Source organism: Pantoea sp. USMM079 (genome assembly GCF_037153115.1).
Taxonomy (GTDB): domain Bacteria; phylum Pseudomonadota; class Gammaproteobacteria; order Enterobacterales; family Enterobacteriaceae; genus Pantoea; species Pantoea communis.
Genome location: NZ_JBBCKX010000002.1, coordinates 45,398 through 64,894, shown reverse-complemented (window position 1 = coordinate 64,894; position 19,497 = coordinate 45,398). Strand labels below are relative to the sequence as shown.

Genomic DNA, 19,497 nt, shown 5'->3' with positions numbered 1-19,497 from the left:
AAAATTGCGCTTAAAAAATGGGTATAAAACGTTATTATTGTTGACCTGAGAACAACAGATAATGAAAACCTATGGCAATGCTGCTCTATCCTGACAAGTCCATAAGATACTTGTATGAAGTCGGTGTCCATGGCGGTATTCGTCGTGCGGCGGAAGCACTGGATGTCGATCCCGCGGCCATCAGTCGTCAGCTTTCGCAGCTGGCGCGTGATATGCAACTGCCACTGCTGGAGCGGCGCGGACGCAATGTGGTACTTACCGAAGCGGGGAAATTGCTGGCTGAGGATTACGCGCAAACGCATCAACGCAGAAGCCACCTGGAAAGACGTCTGCGCGATTTGCGCCATAAACGCGGCGGCTCGATCCGTATGCGTGTCGGCCAGGGGATGGTCGATGAGGTGGTGAAGTATGTCTTGCGGCCTTTTTCACAAAGCTATCCTGAAGTGTTCATCGATATTTTATCGGGCGATATGCAAACCACGGTGAGCCTGATCACCCGTGGCGAAGTGGATATGGCCGTGGGTTTTGGCCCCCTGGGTCCGCCCGGCGTGAAGTGCCACAGTTATCTGCGCGGCCCCATCTGCGCCATTGTGCATCGTGATCACCCCATCGGATTGTATCAACAGGTTGAGGTCAGCGATCTTGCCGAATATCCACTGATTGGCATGGATAAAGACTTTGGTATTCAGAGCTATATGAACGTCATGTTTAATCAGGAAGGATTGGTGTTCACGCCCGCCTACAGCTGCAACCTGTTTTCCAGTGCGATTGCGCTGAGCCAGGCGGGAATGGGCATTGCCTTTATGACCACTAAAGTGGTGGAAGACGCCCTGGCATCACGCAATCTGATCGCGGTGCCGATCAATCATCGCATCGCCCGCGAGAGCCAATGCCATCTGTTACGCAGCGCCGACCACCGCTTTACCCCAGCGGCACAGCACCTTTGGCAGCTGCTGTGCCAGTTTTTTGAGGGCAGTTCACATGACGCTTAGTGTGGGAGATGCCACTCCACGTTAGCGACGATTAACGTATCCAACGTGGAGGCAGAACTTATATTGAGCGAACGATTAATGACCCGTCCGAGCGCCCGCTCTAAATCCGTGTTCACTTGCTCGCCAGGCGATAACAAATGCGACGATCAAGAGTGCGACCAGTACTGGCGGGAACGACAGCGCGCCCCAGTGATTCAACAAAATACCGCCCGTGATGCCACCCGCTGCAATTGCGCCGTTCCACGCCACCACGTTCATGGAAAGTGCGATATCTGCGCCCTCTCCAGCGGTATCCGCGAGCGCCGTTTGCAACAGGGTTGCTGCCCCGCCGAAGGTCAATCCCCACACGGCCACGCCGAGATACAGCACCGCTGGAATGTGCGAAAAGCCCATAAATCCCAATGAAACCAGGGCAAAAACCGCCAGACTCACCAAAACGCTGTTGCGTAAGTGGTGATCGATTAGCCGCCCGATCACAGCAATCGCCAGCAGCGCGGAAAGCCCGAACACCAGCAGCACGACATCCACTTGTGAACCCAATCCGGCCAACTGCAGAAACGGAGCGATATAGGTATAGAGAATGTTGTGAGCCAGCATCCAGGCGATCACCACACTGAGCACGGGTCTCACGCCTGGCGTGGTGAGCACCTTTAACAGCGGCATGCGTTCATGGCGCGATTGCCCCGGATAATCAGGCACTTTGGTCAGCACCCATACCACCAGCACAAGGGTTAAGGCAGAGATAACCGCGAAGGCGCTGCGCCAACCCAGCAGGCCACCCAGCCAGGTGCCGAGCGGCAAGCCCAGTGACAAGGCGATAGGCGTGCCCACCATGGCGATGGCCATCGCTTTGCCCTGCTGGTGAATCGCCACCATCCTGCGGGCATAGCCCGCCAGCAGACTCCATGACAATCCCGCAGCTACGCCAGCCAAAAAACGTGCCGTTAGCGTGAGCCAGTAGTTTGCGGACAGCGCCGTAATAGAATTGAAAATCAGGAACCCGGCGATAGCCAGCAGCAATACATTTCTGCGCCGCCAACTCTGTGTCGCGATGGTCAATGGGATCGCGGCGATCAGCGAGCCCAGCGCATAAGCCGTGACCGTCTGCCCCGCCAGCGCGTTAGAGATACTCAGTCCCGCTGCCATTTGCGGCAACAGCCCGGCGGGTAAGGTTTCGGTGATGATGCAAATAAAGCCTGTCATCGCCAGCGCCAGCAGAGCAGATATCGGCAGCGATTCTGTTGCTGCATCTTCCCCGGTGAGTGCGAGTTCTTTTTCCATAATTCCTTCTGAAATCATTTATGTATCGACTGGTATATAATTAGGCGTGCAATCTCGCCTTGTTAAAGTTAAAGAGAGCGACCTGAACTAATGTAACGATCGATACACTAGTAAGGCAGGTTCGCTTTGTCAATGAGTTATGTATCGTTTAGTATAGTAATCCACTGCACGCATTAAACAGGAGGACGCGATGGCAACGATGGGACGCCCGAGAACATTTGATCGAGACCAGGCGATCGAACAGGCGATGTATCTGTTTTGGCAGCAGGGCTACGAATCGACTTCGCTTACCCAGCTCAAAGCCAGCATCAACAACGGCATTTCCGCACCCAGTTTTTATGCCGCATTCGGTTCGAAAGAGGCATTATTCCGTGAGTGCGTGCAGCGCTATCTCGCGACCTTTGGTCAGGTAACGGAATTCCTGTGGGATACCAATCTGACGGGACGCGAAGCCGTGGAAACCTCATTGCGTCGTTCTGCGCAGATGCAGTGCGAGTCAGGCCATCCCACCGGATGTATGGTGGGGCTTGGTGCCATGAGCGCCACCTCCACCGAACATGCAGCCGTGACCGAACCGCTGACACGTTCACGCGATCGTACCCGAGCCGGAATCAAGGCCTCGATCGCGCGTGCTGTGGCCGCGGGCGAACTGAGGCAGGATGTTGATGTCCGCGCGCTGGCGGCATCCTTCAGCACTTTTATGTTTGGTTTATCGATTCAGGCACGCGACGGCGCCAGCATTGAGGAACTCAACCAGGCGATTTCGCAGATGATGTGGATGTGGGATGCGAATAGATAAGGTGAGATCAGAGTGTTCTGCTTAAACAAACGGATTCGGTGCGACCAACATACGGGCCATAGTTTTCAATCTGCTTAAAGCCGTGTTTAAGATAAAAATCCAGGGCGCGAGTGTTGATGGCGCGTGTTGAAAGCTGAATTTCTTCGAAGCCTACACTCACGGCCCACCGCTGCAAATGTTCTAACAGCGCCGCCCCCACGCCGTATACGCTGCGATCCGAATACATGCGTTTTAGTTCTGCGATGTCATGCGATAGCGGCCGCAGTGAAGCACATCCTACCGCTCTCCCCTGCTGATCTTTTGCTAACACCCAGATGGAGCGTCTTTCATTCAAGGCTTCAGCATTAAAGTGGCTCTTTCCGTTGTTCCCGGTGATGGCCGCCAACTCTGTGGAGAGTTGTTCAATCAGACGTTGGGATTCAGGGGCGAGGGCGTCAGCGGACTCGATAGTGATCATAATGGGCGATCTATTCCTGATGTGCGGCGATGATGCTCATCGCCTCCGGATTAATCTGCAGTCAGCACGTTAAACCGGAAGCGCTTATCTGCCAATTACTTTTGTTGCTGCTGTTTGGCCTCAACTTCCTTTTGCTTCTTACTGGCCATGTGGTGACCCACGACACAGCCCCCTACCGCGCCCATCACGGCATGGTGCGCAACATGCCCCGCTGCGGCACCAATCATCGCGCCTTTCAGGCATCCTTGTGCTTCAGCCTGAGCGCTGACGGCTAAAAACAGGCCTAAAGTGATAACTAGCTTTGACAGAGTTTTCATACAACTGTGGTTCCGAAAAGGAATGAAGCTGAGTACGTTACCGATAAATTTGTTTGAATTCGTGCACTATTCGCTGAGGCGCACCACTGATTGAGGGCTGTTGATGAATGGTTGTTGATTGGGTGCTGCAATGGGGTTTCGTCAATCACCCATTCATCAACCACACACGGCACATCGTCATGCTGTTCGATGCCTGGAAGGGCTCTGATTAAGACTGTGAGTACTGCTACAGCAGATGATAGCGCCGCGCGAAGTCAATGAGTTCCACTAATGAGGTGATGTTCAGCTTTATTTTGAGGCGATGTTTATAGGTGCTGACGGTTTTTTCACTGAGCGACAGTTGCGCACCAATCTGTTTATTGCCCATGCCTTTTGCCAGCAAAATCAACACCGTCATTTCGCGCGCGGAGAGCATGCGTAAGCGTTGCTCATCACTGGCCCCATGACGATGGGCTGCCGTCGGAAAATCCTGCGCTGGGGCGAAACTGTAACCACGCATCACCATGCGCACCGCCTCTTTGAATTCGCTGAGTTGATCCGAGGCGATGACATAACTATCGGCGCCCGTTTCCAGACAACGCTGCGCGAAATGCCCACTGTGCGGTGCCGCTATCACCAAAATTTTCATGGCACCACTGAGTGCGCGAAATGCGGACAGCAGCGTTAATCCTTCAAGGTTGTTGATGAGATTGACCACCAGCAAGTCCGGACACAGTCGTTGAACCTGATCCAGCCCTTCAACCACAGGCAAGCATTCAGCTAAGACGGCGATGCCGCTGTTTTCCAACGCCATCACGCGTTCGCGGCAGTGGTCTGGGTGATCATCGATCATAATGGCGGTTTTCATGGCGTACTGATGTTCCTTTCAGAGGGTGAATAAACGTCCTTGCATGCTTATCACCTTAGCCCGCGAACGCTGCATCGGCTGTAGGAGAGTACTTATCTGTTGAGCAAAATTCCGGCGACAAGATGCCGCCAGATATCTGTGATTACCAGCTCCAGCGCACACCGAAAGCCGCATTCTAAGGGCTGTTCATATGCCGTGCTTTGCTGGTCGCTGCTTCGGTATAAAGCTGTAGATCAGGTTGAAGCTGAGCAGGCATCCGCCATGTCATCTCTGCGCGCGTACCGGCCAGATCATTGCTGAAACGCTGATCGTTAAGGGTCATGCGATTGTTGTTTTCCAGCTCCTGAATCGCTGATAACCGTACCCACGGCGTTGACTGCGCCCCCTGGGATAAGGTCAGTGACTTGCCCACGACGCCGTGCAGCGCAACTTGTTGCGAGCGAGCCGAACCGCTACGGGCAGCCAAACTATCACTCTTCGTCCACAGCGTGCTCAACTGTGCCGACGCCTCAACGAACCCGCCACCGCTGCCATCAATACTGAAGCTGTCTAAACCGGTCATCGTACCTGCAAGCGAGGAACCACTGTTCAATGCCAGTGCGATGCGGCTGGTGGTGTCAGTGCGGTTGTTACCGGTGAGTACCGAGTCATGGCTGGCGGTGACTGCGGCTAAGGCATTGCTGTTGCCCTGTAATACATTGCCACTGCTTTGACATACGCACTTGATTCTCACCTTTGTTTTGCGGCGGTACACCTTTAAAGGTGACGCGCCCAAGGTGTTCATAAGGTGTATACTTCCTGATTGACGTAAAACCATCCAGTCTCTGCTGAATGGAATAAAAAATTGAATGTTAGAAAAGATGGTCGCGGTATTTAAACAATTCTAAATCGGTGGTCAGCCCCAGTTTTTTCATCCCCGATTGCTTGTGCCCGCTGATGGTTTTACGGCTGCGTTTTAATTTTTCTGCGATCTCAATTACCTGCATGCCATCAAGGAAACAACGGATCACTTCCGCTTCACGCGGCGATAACAGCGTATCCAGTCGCGAAAGCTTCTCGCCGTTGGCGTGATACAGCGGCCCATCTAATACCGCGCCATCGCGCTTTCGCACCGGTATTTTGCTTAATTCACTTTCAATGTTATCTGGAATAAAGCGCAGCCCTCTGTCAATCACACGGATGGCTTCAAAATACGTCTGCGCCTCTTCACGTTTAGAAATATAGCCTTTGATTCCACTCATAAAGGCGGCACGTATTACCGCCAGGCTTTCCATGGAGGACGAGAGTAAAATCTTTAATGTTGGATGGCGTGATAAGATCTGTTTTATTAACGACAAACCATCAAGCTCATCGCCACCCAAAATATAATCCAGCACCAGCACATCAGCAGCGTTCTTTTGCAACCATGATAAGAGTTCGTGGCTATGGGAAAAGCTGCCGGTGATCTGCATATCGGGATAGTGGCTGGCTGCCATTTCCAGTGATAATCGAATCATCGGGTGGTCATCCAGTAATACTACCGTTATTTTTTCACCCGCGTAACGAATCATCAATGTCAACCTCATCAGTCAGCCAGAATAAATAACAAAATACGTTTTATTGCGTGCTGATCGAAACGCAAGGTGAGACCATTCTGAGTCAACAGTTACTGATTAAACGGTAGGGATTTACTTACACAGCCATGGCAAATAGTAGTGCCATCAAACTTCTCTGACAGGCGTTACATCAGGGTGACATCGACATGCTGGCCATCTGGCGTCCCGCTCTGGAGAACAACCGTACCGTTGCCGCCTCCTTGCCCTAGCTGCACGGTCAGGCCGTGGTGTTACATTCCGATCAGCCTCTACTTCAGCAAACGGAAATTGAGAACGGGTTATTGGCGTTAATGCAGGACAAACAGCATCAATGGGACTCCTATGGTGCCTCACCAAATAGTTTTTTGGATTGTTACCATGCAGTACAGCGACTGGCTACCGCTAAACGTCAAACGGCATCCGCTTATTTGAAACAGCTTGTGGGAATCGGCGTATTAGAAGAGAAAAGTTATGGGCGCGAGAAGCTGTACATGAATACACGCCTGTTGCAGGAACTGAATCAATAAATGAAAAGGGATTGAGTGCTTCATTATGCCGCCCTCAATCCCCGAACCGCTGTCCATCAACTGCGAGAGTTCACTCTACTCTGTCTGGGGGGCTCCATGCACACCAATCACAACCTCAGCTGCCCTCCCAAAATGGCATCCGCTTCCTGAAGGGAGACATCCAGACCTGCTGAAGGCGTAAATGTCAGTTCGCCAAAAATGACTTCGCCGTTCAGAAGATAGAAATCAGCGCGCACGAATTTAAAATCGCTCGCCAGTTTCATTGCATACTGCTTCATTTTTACAAAGCCCTCAGGCATCTCGGGCAGGTCATACTTATTAATCAACTTCACCGTATCCTCAAAGGGTAGCGGATTCCAGTTCATGTCAAAGTAATAGAATTTAGGCGTGCCTTTTTCACGGCCGACACAAACCATGACGGCGTAGGGTTTACCGTTAAAGCAGTAAAACTTATAGTCGTCTGGAAAACCACCGCGTTCATTCTCGATAAATTTTTCGCAGAGAATCTTTCTCTCAATCTTTCGGTACTGTGGCTCAATAAAATGTGATGAGAAATCCTCACTTAACCACTTGCTCAACTGCCGGTTGGTTTTATCAACATCTAATGAGGATTTATCACTACAAATGATGTTGTAGCCTGCACCATGATTGCACTTGAGCGCAAACCTTTCAGGCAGTGCAGCATAGTCAATATCTTGAGGACTATCGTAGACGCCATAAAGCTCATTCAGAATTTGACCGCAGCCTTTGGATGAAATATATTCTCTGACTTTATACTTATCCGCACAGCGAGTGTAGATATCATTGTTCAGCTCATTGAACTTGAGCCACTGAATCTTTTCATTAAAATTGGTAGGATTGGTTAAATTAAGTTTCTTCTTGAATTTAATGTAGTAGTGGGCTTTAGCACAGAATTCTGGTGAAATATTAGCGCTAATTTTCAGAGCTGACTTAACTGTGTGTTTTATCATTCTCATTGAAATTATCTCGTTTTAAAAATGTTGAGGTGCATTTTGATGATTGTTCTATTCTTGAAAAAGTAATTCAGTAACGTGCAAGACAAAATTTCAACAATCAAAAAACAGTATGCAGCGCCATTAATTCCGAAGGAACGGATCATGACCCAGGAAAATGGCACGGTTAATACACAACATAAAAACATCTTCTTAGCCAGGTAGTTGTATCCGGACTCTTTAATCATATACCGGTAGCAGATCGTTCCCAGTGACGAGAACATCGTGCCAATAATGATGATGGGTATAATTTCGGCAGATTCCATATACTTATTGCCATAAAGCAAATGGATAAAGTCATCACCAAACAGATAGAACCCACCTAGCACAACAAGAGACAGCAGGATAACAATCCTGTTGATTTTACTTAGTAATTCATCTACAGCAGGTTGATTCTTTTCATTGTAAATCTTTGAGAAGAAACTCGTTATTAATGCCAATACGATAAATGACCAGGCGCCTCCTATGGTTAATGCAACGCTATAGATTCCCAGATTTGAGTAAGAGATCATTTTAGCCAGAAAAATACTCGAAATCTGCGTGTAGATATCCGCTGATATGCTCGACAGAATTAAGGCCCCGCCGGTATAGAACATATGGCGGTTATACATCACAGCACCTTTACTACTTTCATTGACTGCTGTGGTCTGCCTAAAGTACACAAGACGCATAACGTAAGGGACCAGAGGGATAATGATGATAGGTATCGTGAAATAGTAAATCGGCAGTTCAAAGTGTGATATGTAGAATCTGGCCATCAGTGCCAAAGACAATCCGATGACATTGGTAATCGTATTGATCTTTGATTTTAATTGAGTGTTGTTATAGATCGAAAAGAAGTCCATCACGATGTAATACGTCGCGATGCAGTTGGCAACGCCAAAGATAAAGACCGTGAGATCCGTAAAGAAGTAGAGATACGTGAGTACTGCACTTGAGGAGATGAGAAAGAAAAAACGTCTCTGATTCTGCGTATGCATCGCCAAAGAGATACCTGAACGGGCTCTCTCACTCATGCGTTTAAAAATAATATTCTGGCCACCAAACCATGACAACGTCTGTACAAATATAAACAACGAGGTGGCGATGTTTATCTTGCCAAAGTTATCCGGGCCAATGTATTTAGCCATTAACGAATTGATATATATCAGTCCGATGATATTGACTGACTTCTCCAGCATGATCCATATCGCGTTAGAATACATGTCACGTCTCACATACACTTATGTTGAGTTGCAGTTGTTTATGCTTGATTGATGTTCTACGCTCAAAAGCAACGGGATTTATATGCATTACTGGTATATTTATTTGTCAAAAGGTTATATAGTCAAATAACCTTCATATTCTCTCTTTACTTTACGCTTTCATTTTAATTGGTCGATACTGTGACTGTTTACACAAAAATAGTGAAGGGTTTTCTGTTCGAATCAGATTAATAGCAGTCATTTATAATTATTAGTGCCAGACATTAATGAAGTGTTGTATTGAAGGAATTTATTAAATAGGAGAGTAATAATCAGGAAGATAGGGAATTAACTCGCGATTTTGAGCCGGCGTGCGCGCCTTACATGCCGCATAGCAGGGTTGAGTGATATGCCGATATAATCCTCTTACATAAAGAGTTCTCAGCATTTCGGCTGAAAAATCCCAATTACACGACCACCCTCTTCTTCATGACTGTGCCTCGTACCACTGCCAGCAATATCCCTCCTACAATCAGCAGCGTGCCGATCACTTTGCTGTAATCCAGCGATTCATGCAGAATTGCCACGCCCATTAACAGCGCCAGTGCCGGGCTCAGCAATGACCAGGGCAGAATCTGGCTGGCGGGGTAGCGTTTCAGCAGGCCGTACCACAATGAATAAGCGAGGATGGACGAACCCAGCGCGCTGTAGATGACCCCGAGCCAACCGCGCCAACCCGCTGCGAGTAGCAAAGTGAACTGGTGCTGCTCGGTGAGTAGCGAACTCACCCCCACCAATGGAATGGCAAACAGTGACAGCCATCCCGTCATCGCCAGCGGTGCAATCGGCGGCAAACGCTTGATCAGCACCGTGCTGCATGCCCAACCACAGGCGCTCATCAATAACCACATAATGCTTTGCCAGTGCGACAGCGCCGGACTGCCCGCAAGAATCATCACGCCCAAAAACGCCACCACTACGCCGCCGATTTGCTGATAGCGCAGCCGCTCTTTGAGCCAGAATGCTGCCAGCAGCATGGCGATCGGCGTGCCCATCTGGATAAACACGGCGGTGGTGCCCGCTTCGGTGGTTTGCATGCCAATCACCATTAACCCGAAATGCACAAAGCCAAAGGTGAATCCCAGCAGCATCATGCCAGGTAGCTGACGCCACGTCAGGCGATGAAACGGCAGCAGCAGGCCCGCCACCAGCACAAAACGCAGCGTCAGCATGAACAGCGGCGGCAGTTCCATCAGGCCAAACTTCATGGCGATAACGTTAAAAGCCCAGCCGTTGACCACCAGCAGCAGGATTAACAGGTCGCGCAGCGGAATGGGTTTCACGCACGTAGCCGGGTTGGCGTTTGCAGATGATAATCGTGCTCCTGCTGGAATCGACGCGCAAAAGCGAGCAGTTTGCGCTCAGCGCCATCACGTCCAATGAGCTGCATGCCAATGGGCATCCCTGCATGATCAAACCCGGAAGGCAGACTGATAGCGGGCAGTGCTGACAGACTTGCCAGCGCGTTGTAACGCATGTTGCCGGTCAACACGCTCTCTTCGCGGTCTCCCATTTGAATCGCTTCCAGTCCTTTATGCGGTGCGGTAAACGGCAGCGTCGGCACCAGAATCACATCCACCTGATTCAAATGCTGCAACAACTGCTGGCGTAAACCGGTGCGGAAACGTTGTGCCTGCAGATACTCCACTGCGGTAATGGCGAGTCCCGCTTGCAGCAGCTTACGCACATCCGCACCGTATTCTTGCGGACGGTCAGCAAGCCAGGCGGCGTGCAATGAAGCCGGTTCCGCAAGGTTGATTAGCACCAGCGCATTCACCGCCTGCTCAAGCCCGGTCAAACTCAGCGTCTGGCAGCGTGCACCTGCTGCGCTAAACCACTGCACCATTTGATCATAAGCAGTGCCGACATCGGGCTGTACCTGCTGATGCACATCCGGCAACAAGCCAATGCGTAATCCGGCCAGTTCCGGTAATGCTGTCAGCGGCTGTGTTTTGCCGTCGAGCACATTAAACAGCACTTCACACTCTTCGGCATAACGAGCCAGCGGCCCGACGGTATCAAGACTGGTGGCGAGGGGAAAAATGCCCTCCGTGGAGAGTCGCCCCACGCCCGGGCGCAGGCCGGTGATCCCGTTCATCGACGCCGGTAAACGGATCGATCCCCCGGTATCGGTGCCCAACGTTGCCAGCGCACTGCGCACCGAGGCGGCGACACCCGAACCCCCGCTGGATCCGGCAGGAATGCGGGCATCATCCCAGGGATTGCTGCTGGCACCGTAGTGCGGATTGTTGGTGGTGCCGCCCCAGGCGAACTCATGCATATTGGTGCTGCCGATGATTAACGCGCCCGCCTGCTTCAGACGTTGCACCACCACCGCATCACGCTGGGCGATATTGCCGCTGAGTATCTGACTGCCCGCGTGCATCTCCTCACCGGCCAAATCGATATTGGCTTTAATGGCAATCGGCATGCCATGCAGCGGGCCCAGATCGTAGCCCTGTTCCAGTAAGCGTTGGCTGGCTTTGGCCGTCTGACGGACCTGAGACACATAGACCTCATTGAAAGCATTGAGATCGCGTGTGATTTCCTCACGCGCCAGACAGGCTTCAACCAGTTCTGGCACGCTGGTCTGCCGCATGCGCAGCTGTTGCGCCAGCGTCAGCATCGAGACATCGATCAACTCACTCATGGGGCAACTCCAGCGGCGGCTGCAAAGCGGAAACCCAGGCGTTTGCCGGCAGCAGCGTTGGCGCGAAATGTTGCGCATCAAAGGCGCTAACGCCCGCCGCACGCGCTTCACAATCGGTAAGCAGGTGTTCCAACTCAACCGCATCAGCCGCGCAATGGCGCTGTATCAACGCCAGTCGAAGTGTCAGTGCATCCATAATCAATCCTCTTTTATTGCGGGCGCACAGCGTTGCCCCATCACTTTTCGAAGGTAGGTGAGGACTTACTTATCGCCCATCGCATCGACCGCTTCTTTGGCCTTAGTCGCCAGCGTCGTGTTCACGTTGTTCTGATATGACGTGGCTTCAGAGGGATAGGCTTTGATGTTTTTGGCATACAGCGCGATGTTCATGTTGTTATCCCAGGCCTTCTGCGACACCAGCACGTTCTCCGGATAGCCTTTGGCATCGATTTCACGCTGCACTGCGGTTTTCACCACCTCCTCGGGCAACGCCGGGAAGTATTTACGTGCAATAGTCACCGACTCAGCCGGATGCTTGTAGATAAAGCGTGAGGCCTGTTCAAAGGCGGTCACGACGGCCTGCGCGGCCTGTGGATTCTTATCAATATATTGTTGTGTGGTCGTCAGGCTAGAGAAGGCAAACGGATACCAGGATTGCGCGGCTGAGAACGAGTAAGCCACATGCAAGCCGTTTTGCTTTTCGGCCATGGTGACCTGTGGCTCCGCCGCTAACGCGTAATCTGCACGACCTGCCGCCACCGCCGGGATCTCATTGCCAATCGCCACATGCACCAGCTTCACGTCTTTGAGGTTGTTCTGTTTGATCAGATAACTCATAAACGCCCAGGTGGTATCAGGTTGCGGGCTGGTCACCACACGTTTGCCCGCGAGCAGTGACAAATTGTCCTGCAAAGAAGCCGCTTCTTTGCCGAAGATGAAGATGGTTGGCGCGTTCTGTACCCCGGCCACCACCACCCCTTTGCCGCCGTTTTCACGGGTTTTCGGCACAAACACCGGATCCTGAATCGAGAAATCTGCCGAGCCGCCAATCACCGCCGCCCAGGATTGCGCCCCGCCGCCACCGGTGCTGATTTTCACATCAACGCCCTGCTGTTTAAAAAAGCCCTGCTCCTGTGCCACATACAACGGCAGATAGAGCAGCGATTGAAACGCCTGGTTGATGCGCACTGGCGTGTCAGCCGCGTGCGCACTTACCAGAGAAGCCAGACAAACTGCGGCAGAGATCGTAGCTAAACGGAATTTTTTCATGATTATTTCCTGTCCCAGGAGAGAATGAGGCGTTCAATAAATGCCACCAGCGCGTTGAAACACAGCATCATCAGCATGACCAGCACGATGCCAGCCAGCACAATGTTCATACCGAAATTGGAACTCCCCAGCAGGATCATGTGACCCACGCCGCTATCTGAAGAGATGTATTCACCGACGATGGCACCGACCAGCGCGAAGCCAACGTTAAGCCTTAAGCCCGACAGCACCCACAACATCGCGGATGGCACCACCAGCTTGAAGAAAATGGTGCCGCGTCCTGCGTTGAAGGATCGCAGGAGGTTGATGAGATCGGGATCGGTGCGCATCGCGCCTTTATAAGAGGTGGTCAGTGACACCACCACGCAGGAAAACGCCACAATCACCACTTTGGAAAGCATCTCCGTGCCGAACCAGATGATGGTCATCGGCGCAATCGCCAGCACCGGGATTGAGCCAATCGCGGCGATAAACGGCGCGGCAAGGTCAGAGATAAAGCGCGAGTACCACAGCAGCAACCCCAGGATCGAGCCGCCAATCGCGCCCACGGCAAACCCCACCAGAGTTTCAACGGCGGTGACGCGCACATCAGTCACCATTTCACCGGACTGAAAGCGCTGGACCAGCACCTCCCACACTTGCGAGGGGCTGGAGAACAGGAAGGCGTTGATGTTGCCACTGCGCACACCGAGTTCCCACCCTCCCAACAGCAGCACCACAATCGCCATCTGTAAGAACAGCAGCGTGTAGCGACGTGCGTTAGCTGAGCGGAAAAAGGTTTCTCGCGAACTGCGATTTGCCGTCGCCGCAACCGTAGGGCGTGTAGACACTGAGTTCATTGTCATGTCGTCCTCTCGTTAGTTAACCGGCTCAGGCTGAATGCCGATGCTGCGCCAGATATGCTCGTAATACTCATTGAAACGCGGCGACAGGCGGCGTTCGGGTATCGACAGGCTATCCGTGCCGAGATCGACCTCAATCTCCTGCACAATTTCACCGGGGCGCGCTTTCATCACGTAAACACGATCCGACAGCGTGACCGCCTCTTCGATATCATGCGTAATGAAGATCACCGTCTTGTGCTGCTCTTTCACCACACTCAGCAATTCACTTTCCAGCGAGATTTTGAGCGGGTAGTCCAGCGCCTTATAAGCCTCATCCATCAGGATGATTTCCGGGTTGGTGACCATGGTGCGCATCAATGCCACACGCTGTTTCATGCCGCCGGAAAGCTGCGACGGATACTTCTGCTCGTAACCGGTCATTTTGTAGAGTTCGAACAGTTCACGCGCTTTGGCTCGCGCCTGTGCTTTGGGCATGCCGCGCACTTCCAGACCGAGGATCACGTTGTCGATCACCGTACGCCACGGGAACAGCAGGTCTTTTTGCAGCACATAACCAAGTTCCGGTGACGGCGTGCCGGTGGTTTCGCGATTCTTCAGCAAAATGCTGCCGCTGTCGGGCATCAGCAGCCCGGTGATGATGTTGAACAGCGTCGATTTTCCGCAGCCGCTGGGCCCGACAAATGAGACGAATTCATTGCGATTGGCATGGAAGTTGAGGTTGCGCAGCACCGTCACCTCACCCTCCGACGTGGGATAGCTTTTGTGGATGCCAGCGGCTTCCAGAACTTTACTCATGGTTTTCCCCCAAAGGTCGCGCGTGGCGATTGTGAACCGTCAACGTCGAAGGCGGGGCCTGCACCGCAACGTAATCTTTCAGGAAGTGATAGCCGAGATAGTCGCTGCTGCGGGCGCGCAGGATGGCGGACTGCACCTCGACGCGGGCAATCGCCATGCCTTCCGTGGTGCCACTGTCGGCCACGATATTTCCCAGCGGATCGATAATGCGGCTGTGGCCGTGATAGTGAAGATTGCCGTGCTGGCCGCACAGATTGGATTCGATCATCCAGCATTGATTTTCCAGTGCGCGCACACGGCCAAACAGCGTGTAGCTATCCACCATCGGATCGGCATCGCCTGCACTGCCGTCTCCGGCATAGCCCCATGCGGTGGGCATGATCATGATGTCCGCGCCTTTCAGCGCCAACTCGCGAGTGCTTTCCGGGAACACTTTGTCGTAGCAAATCAACATACCAATGCGGCCAATTGGCGTACTGAACACCGGGAAATCGCTGCCGGGATAGTAGACGTGCTTCTCATCGCCCGGCTGATGCACTTTGCGATACACGCCGAGCAAACCGTCTGGCCCCAATAGCACCGCGCTGTTAAACAGCACTTCGGCACGTTCAGGATGGCGCTCGGTCATGCCGAAAACCACATGCAAGCCCAGTTGCGTGGCGAGCTTTTGCATGGCCTGCACGCTCTCACCTTCGGTCACCACTTCGGCTTGCGCCATTTGCCACGCCACCGCTTCACCGTTCCAGTTAAGCGTATCCGGCAGATAGCCTTGTAAAACCTGCTCCGGGAATACCACCAGGTCGGCACCTTCCTGTGCCGCCTGTTCCATCCAATTCAGCAGGTTGTTGAGGCTGCGGGCTTTATCGTAAAACGCGGGCAGTGTAATGCTGGCGATGGTGGTTATGTTCATAGCAGCTCCCAGAAGTTTTCTTTTAAACTGCTACTCTGCTCACATTTAGACCAATACAATTTTCTTATGTGATAATTTTTATCATATGTGAGAAATTAACTGTCCAGTTCACTTATCAGAAGAATCATTGCCAATGAAAACCACCCGACAGCATGAAGCCTCCGGGCTGGGCGCCGCCTTAACCGGCGAACAAGATTTTGGACTGCGAATCAAAACGATACGTCAGGCGCGAGAATTGACGCTGGAGCAGGTCGCCGAGTTGAGTGGCGTGTCGATTTCGACACTTTCGAAGATTGAGAAAGGCCAGGTGTCCGCTTCATTCGATACTATTGCCAAGATTGCCAGCGCGTTTGATTACTCTCTGGCAGAACTGTTCGCCGAAGAGTTGCCCCTGCCTTCGGTGGCGAGCACCGCCATTCAGGGCCGCCGCACTTACACACTGGCCGGTAAAGGATTAGCCTTTACCAACCCCTATTTTCGTTATGAAGTGCATGCCGCTGAATTGCTGGTGAAAGGGATGATTCCGGTGGTGATGGGAATTGAGACGCGCGAGTTGCCGCCGCCGGAAGCCTGGTCCCAGCATGCCGGTGAAGAGTTCATTTATGTTTTGTCAGGCGAAGTGATGTTGCATACGCAGCTCTATGCACCGCTGCGGCTGGCACAAGGTGACAGCGCTTACATCGACAGTACGATGCGCCATACCTTTGTACGGCTAAGTGATGAAGCCGCCAGCCTGATCTCCATTTGTCAGACTGAAACGCTGGATATTGAGGATTTGACGCGCGGTGGCTGATCAGAGCCTTCCCGCCACGCCAGCAAACACAGTAAACTGACCGCCGATTACCCCACAAAAGGAACTTCAGCTATGGCACGGGAACACCACTATCAGGTCACGGTCCGCTGGACCGGCAATCGCGGCACCGGCACCTCCTCTTACACCGCTTACGATCGTAACAGTGAGATGGTGGCAGACGGCAAACCCATAATGCCTTTGAGCGCCGATCCGGCATTTCGTGGCGATGCCACGCGCTGGAATCCTGAAGAGTTATTGCTGGCTTCAGCCTCCGCCTGTCACAAACTGTGGTATTTGCACCTGTGCGCGGACGCGGGAATTGTGGTGGAAGCTTATGAGGATGCCGCGGAAGGCACCATGGTGGAAGGCGCTCGGGGTCGTTTCACGCAAATTACGCTGAAACCGCGCATTACGCTGCGCGATCCGGCAGATGCGGATCGCGCACGTGAGTTACATCATCAGGCACATGAGGCCTGTTATGTGGCCAATTCACTCAACTTCCCGGTGAATTGCGAACCGACGTTTGCCTGATCAGGCGGCGCCGGCCAACGGTGGTTGCGGAGGGACCCACAGCCGCACACCATTTCGTCCGGCGCGTTTTACCTCGTATAACGCTTCATCTGCATGGCGTAACCAATGGCGCAAGGACTCGGCGTTGGCGGCTGAAGCAATGCCGATACTCACCGAGCAGCGAAACTCCGCCGACGCTGGCAGGCGCACCTGAGCGATTTTTTCCTTTAAGCGATTTGCCAACGCTACCACCGTCTCATCGGTCGCATGGTGCACGATCACGCCCAGCTCATCACCGCCGAAACGCGCGGGAATATCCTGCAATCCCACATGATTACGAAGCAGTGCCGAAATCTCTGCCAGTAAAAAATCCCCGGCTTCGTGGCCCCAGGTATCATTCACCGACTTGAAGTAATCAAGATCCATCAGCAGCAGATACCCCGCACTGTCGCCACGACGCGTACTCAAGAATTCGCTCTCCAGACGACGTTCAAACAGGCGGCGGTTAGGGATCTCCAGACCAGGGTCCATTAACGCAATACGCTCCAGTTCACGGTTTCGTTTACGCAATTGCCAGGTCAAATTGTAGGACGTCACGCTCAATACCAGCATATAGCAGGTTGCCAACGGCAATGTCAGCCAGACGGTTTGCGGACTGAATGTGAGATTGACACCCGCGCCATCCACCAGCCAGACCATAACGAAAGCGCAGAGGAAAGCCTGCATGGCAGCGATTAACTGCGCTGCGCCTCCTGCCGCATAACGATCCGAGGCCAGCACCGCCATAATGATAAATGACGGCAATGGGCTAAGCGCCATCAGCGCTACCCAAATACCGCCAAATGCCGCGTCCAGCGTTAAGTTATGCCGTTCGGTGCCGGTGGAGTCTTCGGCACGCAATGCCCGGCGATAAGCCACCCACGGCCAGATAAATGCATTGATAAATAACAGGGCGCTGAACGCCAGACCGCGATCCATCTCCATCAATACCGAGAGAATTGGGAAGAAACATAAAATTGTGCCAAGCTGGCGCATGATAAACATACGACGAACGAAGCGCTGTGAACGCCGCTTCAGATGGCTATCATCAGGTGAGTAATAATTCATTCACTGGAAAAGTCTGATCGACAAGAAAAGCAGTTTAACGGGAAAAGGGGATAGCAGGTCGGAATATTTTAAGAATATTTACCTTGTGCTGAGGCAATAGTACAAAAACTCTTCGTTATGCTGAAAAGTCCGGCAAACATCAGCATGGAATAGCGCCCTTTCACATTAAAACTTTGAACCCACAGCGATTTTCAGCAGCTGATTAGCGCCAGCGGTTGTCACATCAGAAGCTTGAACGCAGGATGTTCACTGCCCCCTGTTGATAGGAAAACGTCATGTCTCTTTCTGCGGCACACAAGCGCGTGCTCATTGCCGGATCCGTCGGCAATTTTATTGAGTGGTATGAATTCGCCGTTTACGGTTTTATGGCCACGCTGATGGCTAAAAACTTCTTCCAGCTTGAGGGCGAAAGTGCCCTCACCAGTCTCATCCTGACCTATGCGGCATTTGCCGTGGCCTTCTTTTTCCGTCCTTTAGGCGCGGTAGTGTTCGGCAGGTTGGGCGATCGTTATGGACGCAAGCCGGTATTGATCGCTGTGTTGATATTGATGACGCTCGCGACCGCTGCGATCGGTCTGGTGCCGGTTTATGCCTCCATTGGCGTTGCTGCACCGCTGCTGATTACCGCGTTACGCATCCTGCAAGGGTTGTTTGCCGGGGGAGAGTACGGCGGCGCAGTGTCACTCATGACGGAATTTGCACCTCCGGGCAAGCGCGGCTTTTACGGAGCATGGCAGTCTCTGACCGTAGCGTTTGGATTACTGGCGGGCGTGGCCGTGGTGGCGGTTTTGCCGTTGCTCATCGGAGACGCAGCTATGATTAACTGGGGCTGGCGCATCCCTTTCCTGCTCGCACTGCCTCTTGGCGCTATCGCACTTTGGCTACGGTCGGGCTTAGAGGAGTCTCCACAGTTTGAGCAAGCAACAAATGCAGAAAGCGCGTCGGTCAGTGCCACTGTACGCGCCATTGTGCTGGGGATCGGACGACTGATGGTGTGGTCCGCAGCGGGCTATACCTATCTGGTGATCATGCCTACCTATTTGCAGGCAGCGCTGCATACCGGCTTCAATCAGGCGCTGCTGATTGCGGTGATCTCGAATCTCGGCTTTGCGGCGACTATCCTGCCTGCGGGTATCCTGAGCGATCGCGTAGGACGACGCACAGTGATGTTACTGGCGACCTTCTTGCTGCTGGTGCTGGCATTTCCGCTGCTGAAAGTATTGCAGGACCCACTAAACGGTTTGCTGATCAAAGCGGCGGTGGTGTTTGTGGCCGGGGCATTGGTCGGCATGCTTGCAGGGCCGGGGCCCGCGATGCTGGCGGAGATGTTCCCGACGCGCGTGCGCTACACCGGGCTTGGGTTAGCCTACTCGCTGTCGAATGCGCTGTTTTCTGGCTGTGCGGGGCTGATTATTACCGGTTTGATGAAACAGACCGGTAATGCGGATATTCCGGCCTGGTATGTAATGGGCACAGCGCTGGTGAGCTTTGCCGCGCTGTGGACGTTGAATAAAGACGATCACCGCAGGCCGTTATAAAAGGAGGCGGCTATCAGGCCGCCCCATCT

Annotated in this window: 21 protein-coding genes and 1 pseudogene; 6 read left to right on the top strand and 16 right to left on the bottom strand. The window is 52.7% G+C overall.

Going from position 1 to position 19,497, the window contains the following annotated elements; translation table 11 throughout:
• Positions 1-71 precede the first annotated feature (71 nt).
• Positions 72-992, top strand: a complete 921-nt coding sequence (locus WFP70_RS04815; protein ID WP_313375387.1) for a LysR family transcriptional regulator — start codon at positions 72-74, stop codon at positions 990-992.
• A gap of 75 nt (positions 993-1,067) precedes the next feature.
• Here WFP70_RS04815 and WFP70_RS04810 read toward each other — a convergent pair whose 3' ends face one another.
• Positions 1,068-2,273: an MFS transporter gene (locus WFP70_RS04810; RefSeq protein WP_337022781.1), complete on the bottom strand. Its 1,206-nt coding sequence runs from the start codon at positions 2,271-2,273 to the stop codon at positions 1,068-1,070.
• Between the two features lie 190 nt (positions 2,274-2,463).
• On the opposite strand from WFP70_RS04810, the gene WFP70_RS04805 reads away from it, so the two are divergent.
• Positions 2,464-3,072, top strand: a complete 609-nt coding sequence (locus tag WFP70_RS04805) for a TetR/AcrR family transcriptional regulator (RefSeq protein ID WP_337022780.1) — start codon at positions 2,464-2,466, stop codon at positions 3,070-3,072.
• A 7-nt stretch (positions 3,073-3,079) separates the two neighbouring features.
• On the opposite strand, the gene WFP70_RS04800 is transcribed toward WFP70_RS04805, so the two are convergent.
• From WFP70_RS04800 to WFP70_RS04780, 5 genes are all read right to left on the bottom strand, one after another.
• Entirely contained in the window at positions 3,080-3,529 is a 450-nt protein-coding gene (locus tag WFP70_RS04800) for a GNAT family N-acetyltransferase (RefSeq protein WP_337022779.1), read from the bottom strand.
• Positions 3,530-3,624: 95 nt separating this feature from the next.
• Positions 3,625-3,846 (bottom strand): hypothetical protein, encoded by a 222-nt coding sequence (locus WFP70_RS04795; protein ID WP_337022778.1) that lies wholly within the window; start codon positions 3,844-3,846, stop codon positions 3,625-3,627.
• Positions 3,847-4,072: 226 nt separating this feature from the next.
• Complete coding sequence (locus tag WFP70_RS04790) at positions 4,073-4,693, bottom strand: response regulator transcription factor (protein ID WP_337022777.1); 621 nt, start codon at positions 4,691-4,693, stop codon at positions 4,073-4,075.
• A 175-nt stretch (positions 4,694-4,868) separates the two neighbouring features.
• Positions 4,869-5,477 (bottom strand): autotransporter outer membrane beta-barrel domain-containing protein, encoded by a 609-nt coding sequence (locus tag WFP70_RS04785; RefSeq protein ID WP_337022776.1) that lies wholly within the window; start codon positions 5,475-5,477, stop codon positions 4,869-4,871.
• A gap of 67 nt (positions 5,478-5,544) precedes the next feature.
• Positions 5,545-6,168, bottom strand: coding sequence for a response regulator (locus WFP70_RS04780; protein WP_442956380.1), 624 nt, complete (start codon positions 6,166-6,168; stop codon positions 5,545-5,547).
• A gap of 500 nt (positions 6,169-6,668) precedes the next feature.
• Here WFP70_RS04780 and WFP70_RS04775 point away from each other — a divergent pair.
• A pseudogene (locus WFP70_RS04775) lies at positions 6,669-6,794 on the top strand (Fic family protein); the annotation flags it as partial.
• Positions 6,795-6,901: 107 nt separating this feature from the next.
• On the opposite strand, the gene WFP70_RS04770 reads toward WFP70_RS04775, so the two are convergent.
• The 9 genes from WFP70_RS04770 to WFP70_RS04730 form a co-directional block, all read right to left on the bottom strand.
• Positions 6,902-7,771, bottom strand: a complete 870-nt coding sequence (locus WFP70_RS04770) for an ATP-grasp fold amidoligase family protein (RefSeq protein WP_211728775.1) — start codon at positions 7,769-7,771, stop codon at positions 6,902-6,904.
• 5 nt (positions 7,772-7,776) lie between these two features.
• Positions 7,777-9,012: an oligosaccharide flippase family protein gene (locus WFP70_RS04765; RefSeq protein WP_337022775.1), complete on the bottom strand. Its 1,236-nt coding sequence runs from the start codon at positions 9,010-9,012 to the stop codon at positions 7,777-7,779.
• Between the two features lie 446 nt (positions 9,013-9,458).
• Positions 9,459-10,325 carry a DMT family transporter gene (locus WFP70_RS04760; RefSeq protein ID WP_337023036.1) on the bottom strand — a complete coding sequence of 289 codons (867 nt, stop codon included), beginning with the start codon at positions 10,323-10,325 and terminating at the stop codon, positions 9,459-9,461.
• Positions 10,326-10,330: 5 nt separating this feature from the next.
• Positions 10,331-11,701: an amidase gene (locus WFP70_RS04755; RefSeq protein ID WP_337022774.1), complete on the bottom strand. Its 1,371-nt coding sequence runs from the start codon at positions 11,699-11,701 to the stop codon at positions 10,331-10,333.
• Complete coding sequence (locus WFP70_RS04750; protein WP_337022773.1) at positions 11,694-11,897, bottom strand: hypothetical protein; 204 nt, start codon at positions 11,895-11,897, stop codon at positions 11,694-11,696. The genes WFP70_RS04755 and WFP70_RS04750 overlap by 8 nt, the downstream gene beginning before the upstream one ends.
• 65 nt (positions 11,898-11,962) lie before the next feature.
• A complete protein-coding gene (locus WFP70_RS04745; protein ID WP_034822438.1) occupies positions 11,963-12,970 on the bottom strand; it encodes an ABC transporter substrate-binding protein in 1,008 nt (335 codons plus the stop codon).
• 2 nt (positions 12,971-12,972) lie between these two features.
• Positions 12,973-13,815: an ABC transporter permease gene (locus tag WFP70_RS04740; protein ID WP_097117673.1), complete on the bottom strand. Its 843-nt coding sequence runs from the start codon at positions 13,813-13,815 to the stop codon at positions 12,973-12,975.
• 12 nt (positions 13,816-13,827) lie between these two features.
• On the bottom strand, positions 13,828-14,610 hold the full coding sequence (locus WFP70_RS04735) for an ABC transporter ATP-binding protein (protein ID WP_337022772.1): 783 nt from the start codon (positions 14,608-14,610) through the stop codon (positions 13,828-13,830).
• Positions 14,603-15,520 (bottom strand): carbon-nitrogen hydrolase family protein, encoded by a 918-nt coding sequence (locus tag WFP70_RS04730; protein WP_337022771.1) that lies wholly within the window; start codon positions 15,518-15,520, stop codon positions 14,603-14,605. The genes WFP70_RS04735 and WFP70_RS04730 overlap by 8 nt, the downstream gene beginning before the upstream one ends.
• A gap of 133 nt (positions 15,521-15,653) precedes the next feature.
• Between WFP70_RS04730 and WFP70_RS04725 the strand changes: the two genes are divergently transcribed.
• Together WFP70_RS04725 and WFP70_RS04720 are read left to right on the top strand one after the other, a co-directional pair.
• Positions 15,654-16,313, top strand: a complete 660-nt coding sequence (locus WFP70_RS04725) for a helix-turn-helix domain-containing protein (protein ID WP_034822430.1) — start codon at positions 15,654-15,656, stop codon at positions 16,311-16,313.
• A 72-nt stretch (positions 16,314-16,385) separates the two neighbouring features.
• A complete protein-coding gene (locus tag WFP70_RS04720; protein ID WP_337022770.1) occupies positions 16,386-16,844 on the top strand; it encodes an OsmC family protein in 459 nt (152 codons plus the stop codon).
• Here the strand turns inward: WFP70_RS04720 and WFP70_RS04715 are convergent, their stop codons facing one another.
• Positions 16,845-17,930, bottom strand: a complete 1,086-nt coding sequence (locus WFP70_RS04715; protein ID WP_337022769.1) for a diguanylate cyclase — start codon at positions 17,928-17,930, stop codon at positions 16,845-16,847.
• 275 nt (positions 17,931-18,205) lie between these two features.
• Between WFP70_RS04715 and WFP70_RS04710 the strand changes: the two genes are divergently transcribed.
• Positions 18,206-19,468, top strand: coding sequence for an MFS transporter (locus WFP70_RS04710; protein ID WP_337022768.1), 1,263 nt, complete (start codon positions 18,206-18,208; stop codon positions 19,466-19,468).
• Positions 19,469-19,497: the final 29 nt, after the last annotated feature.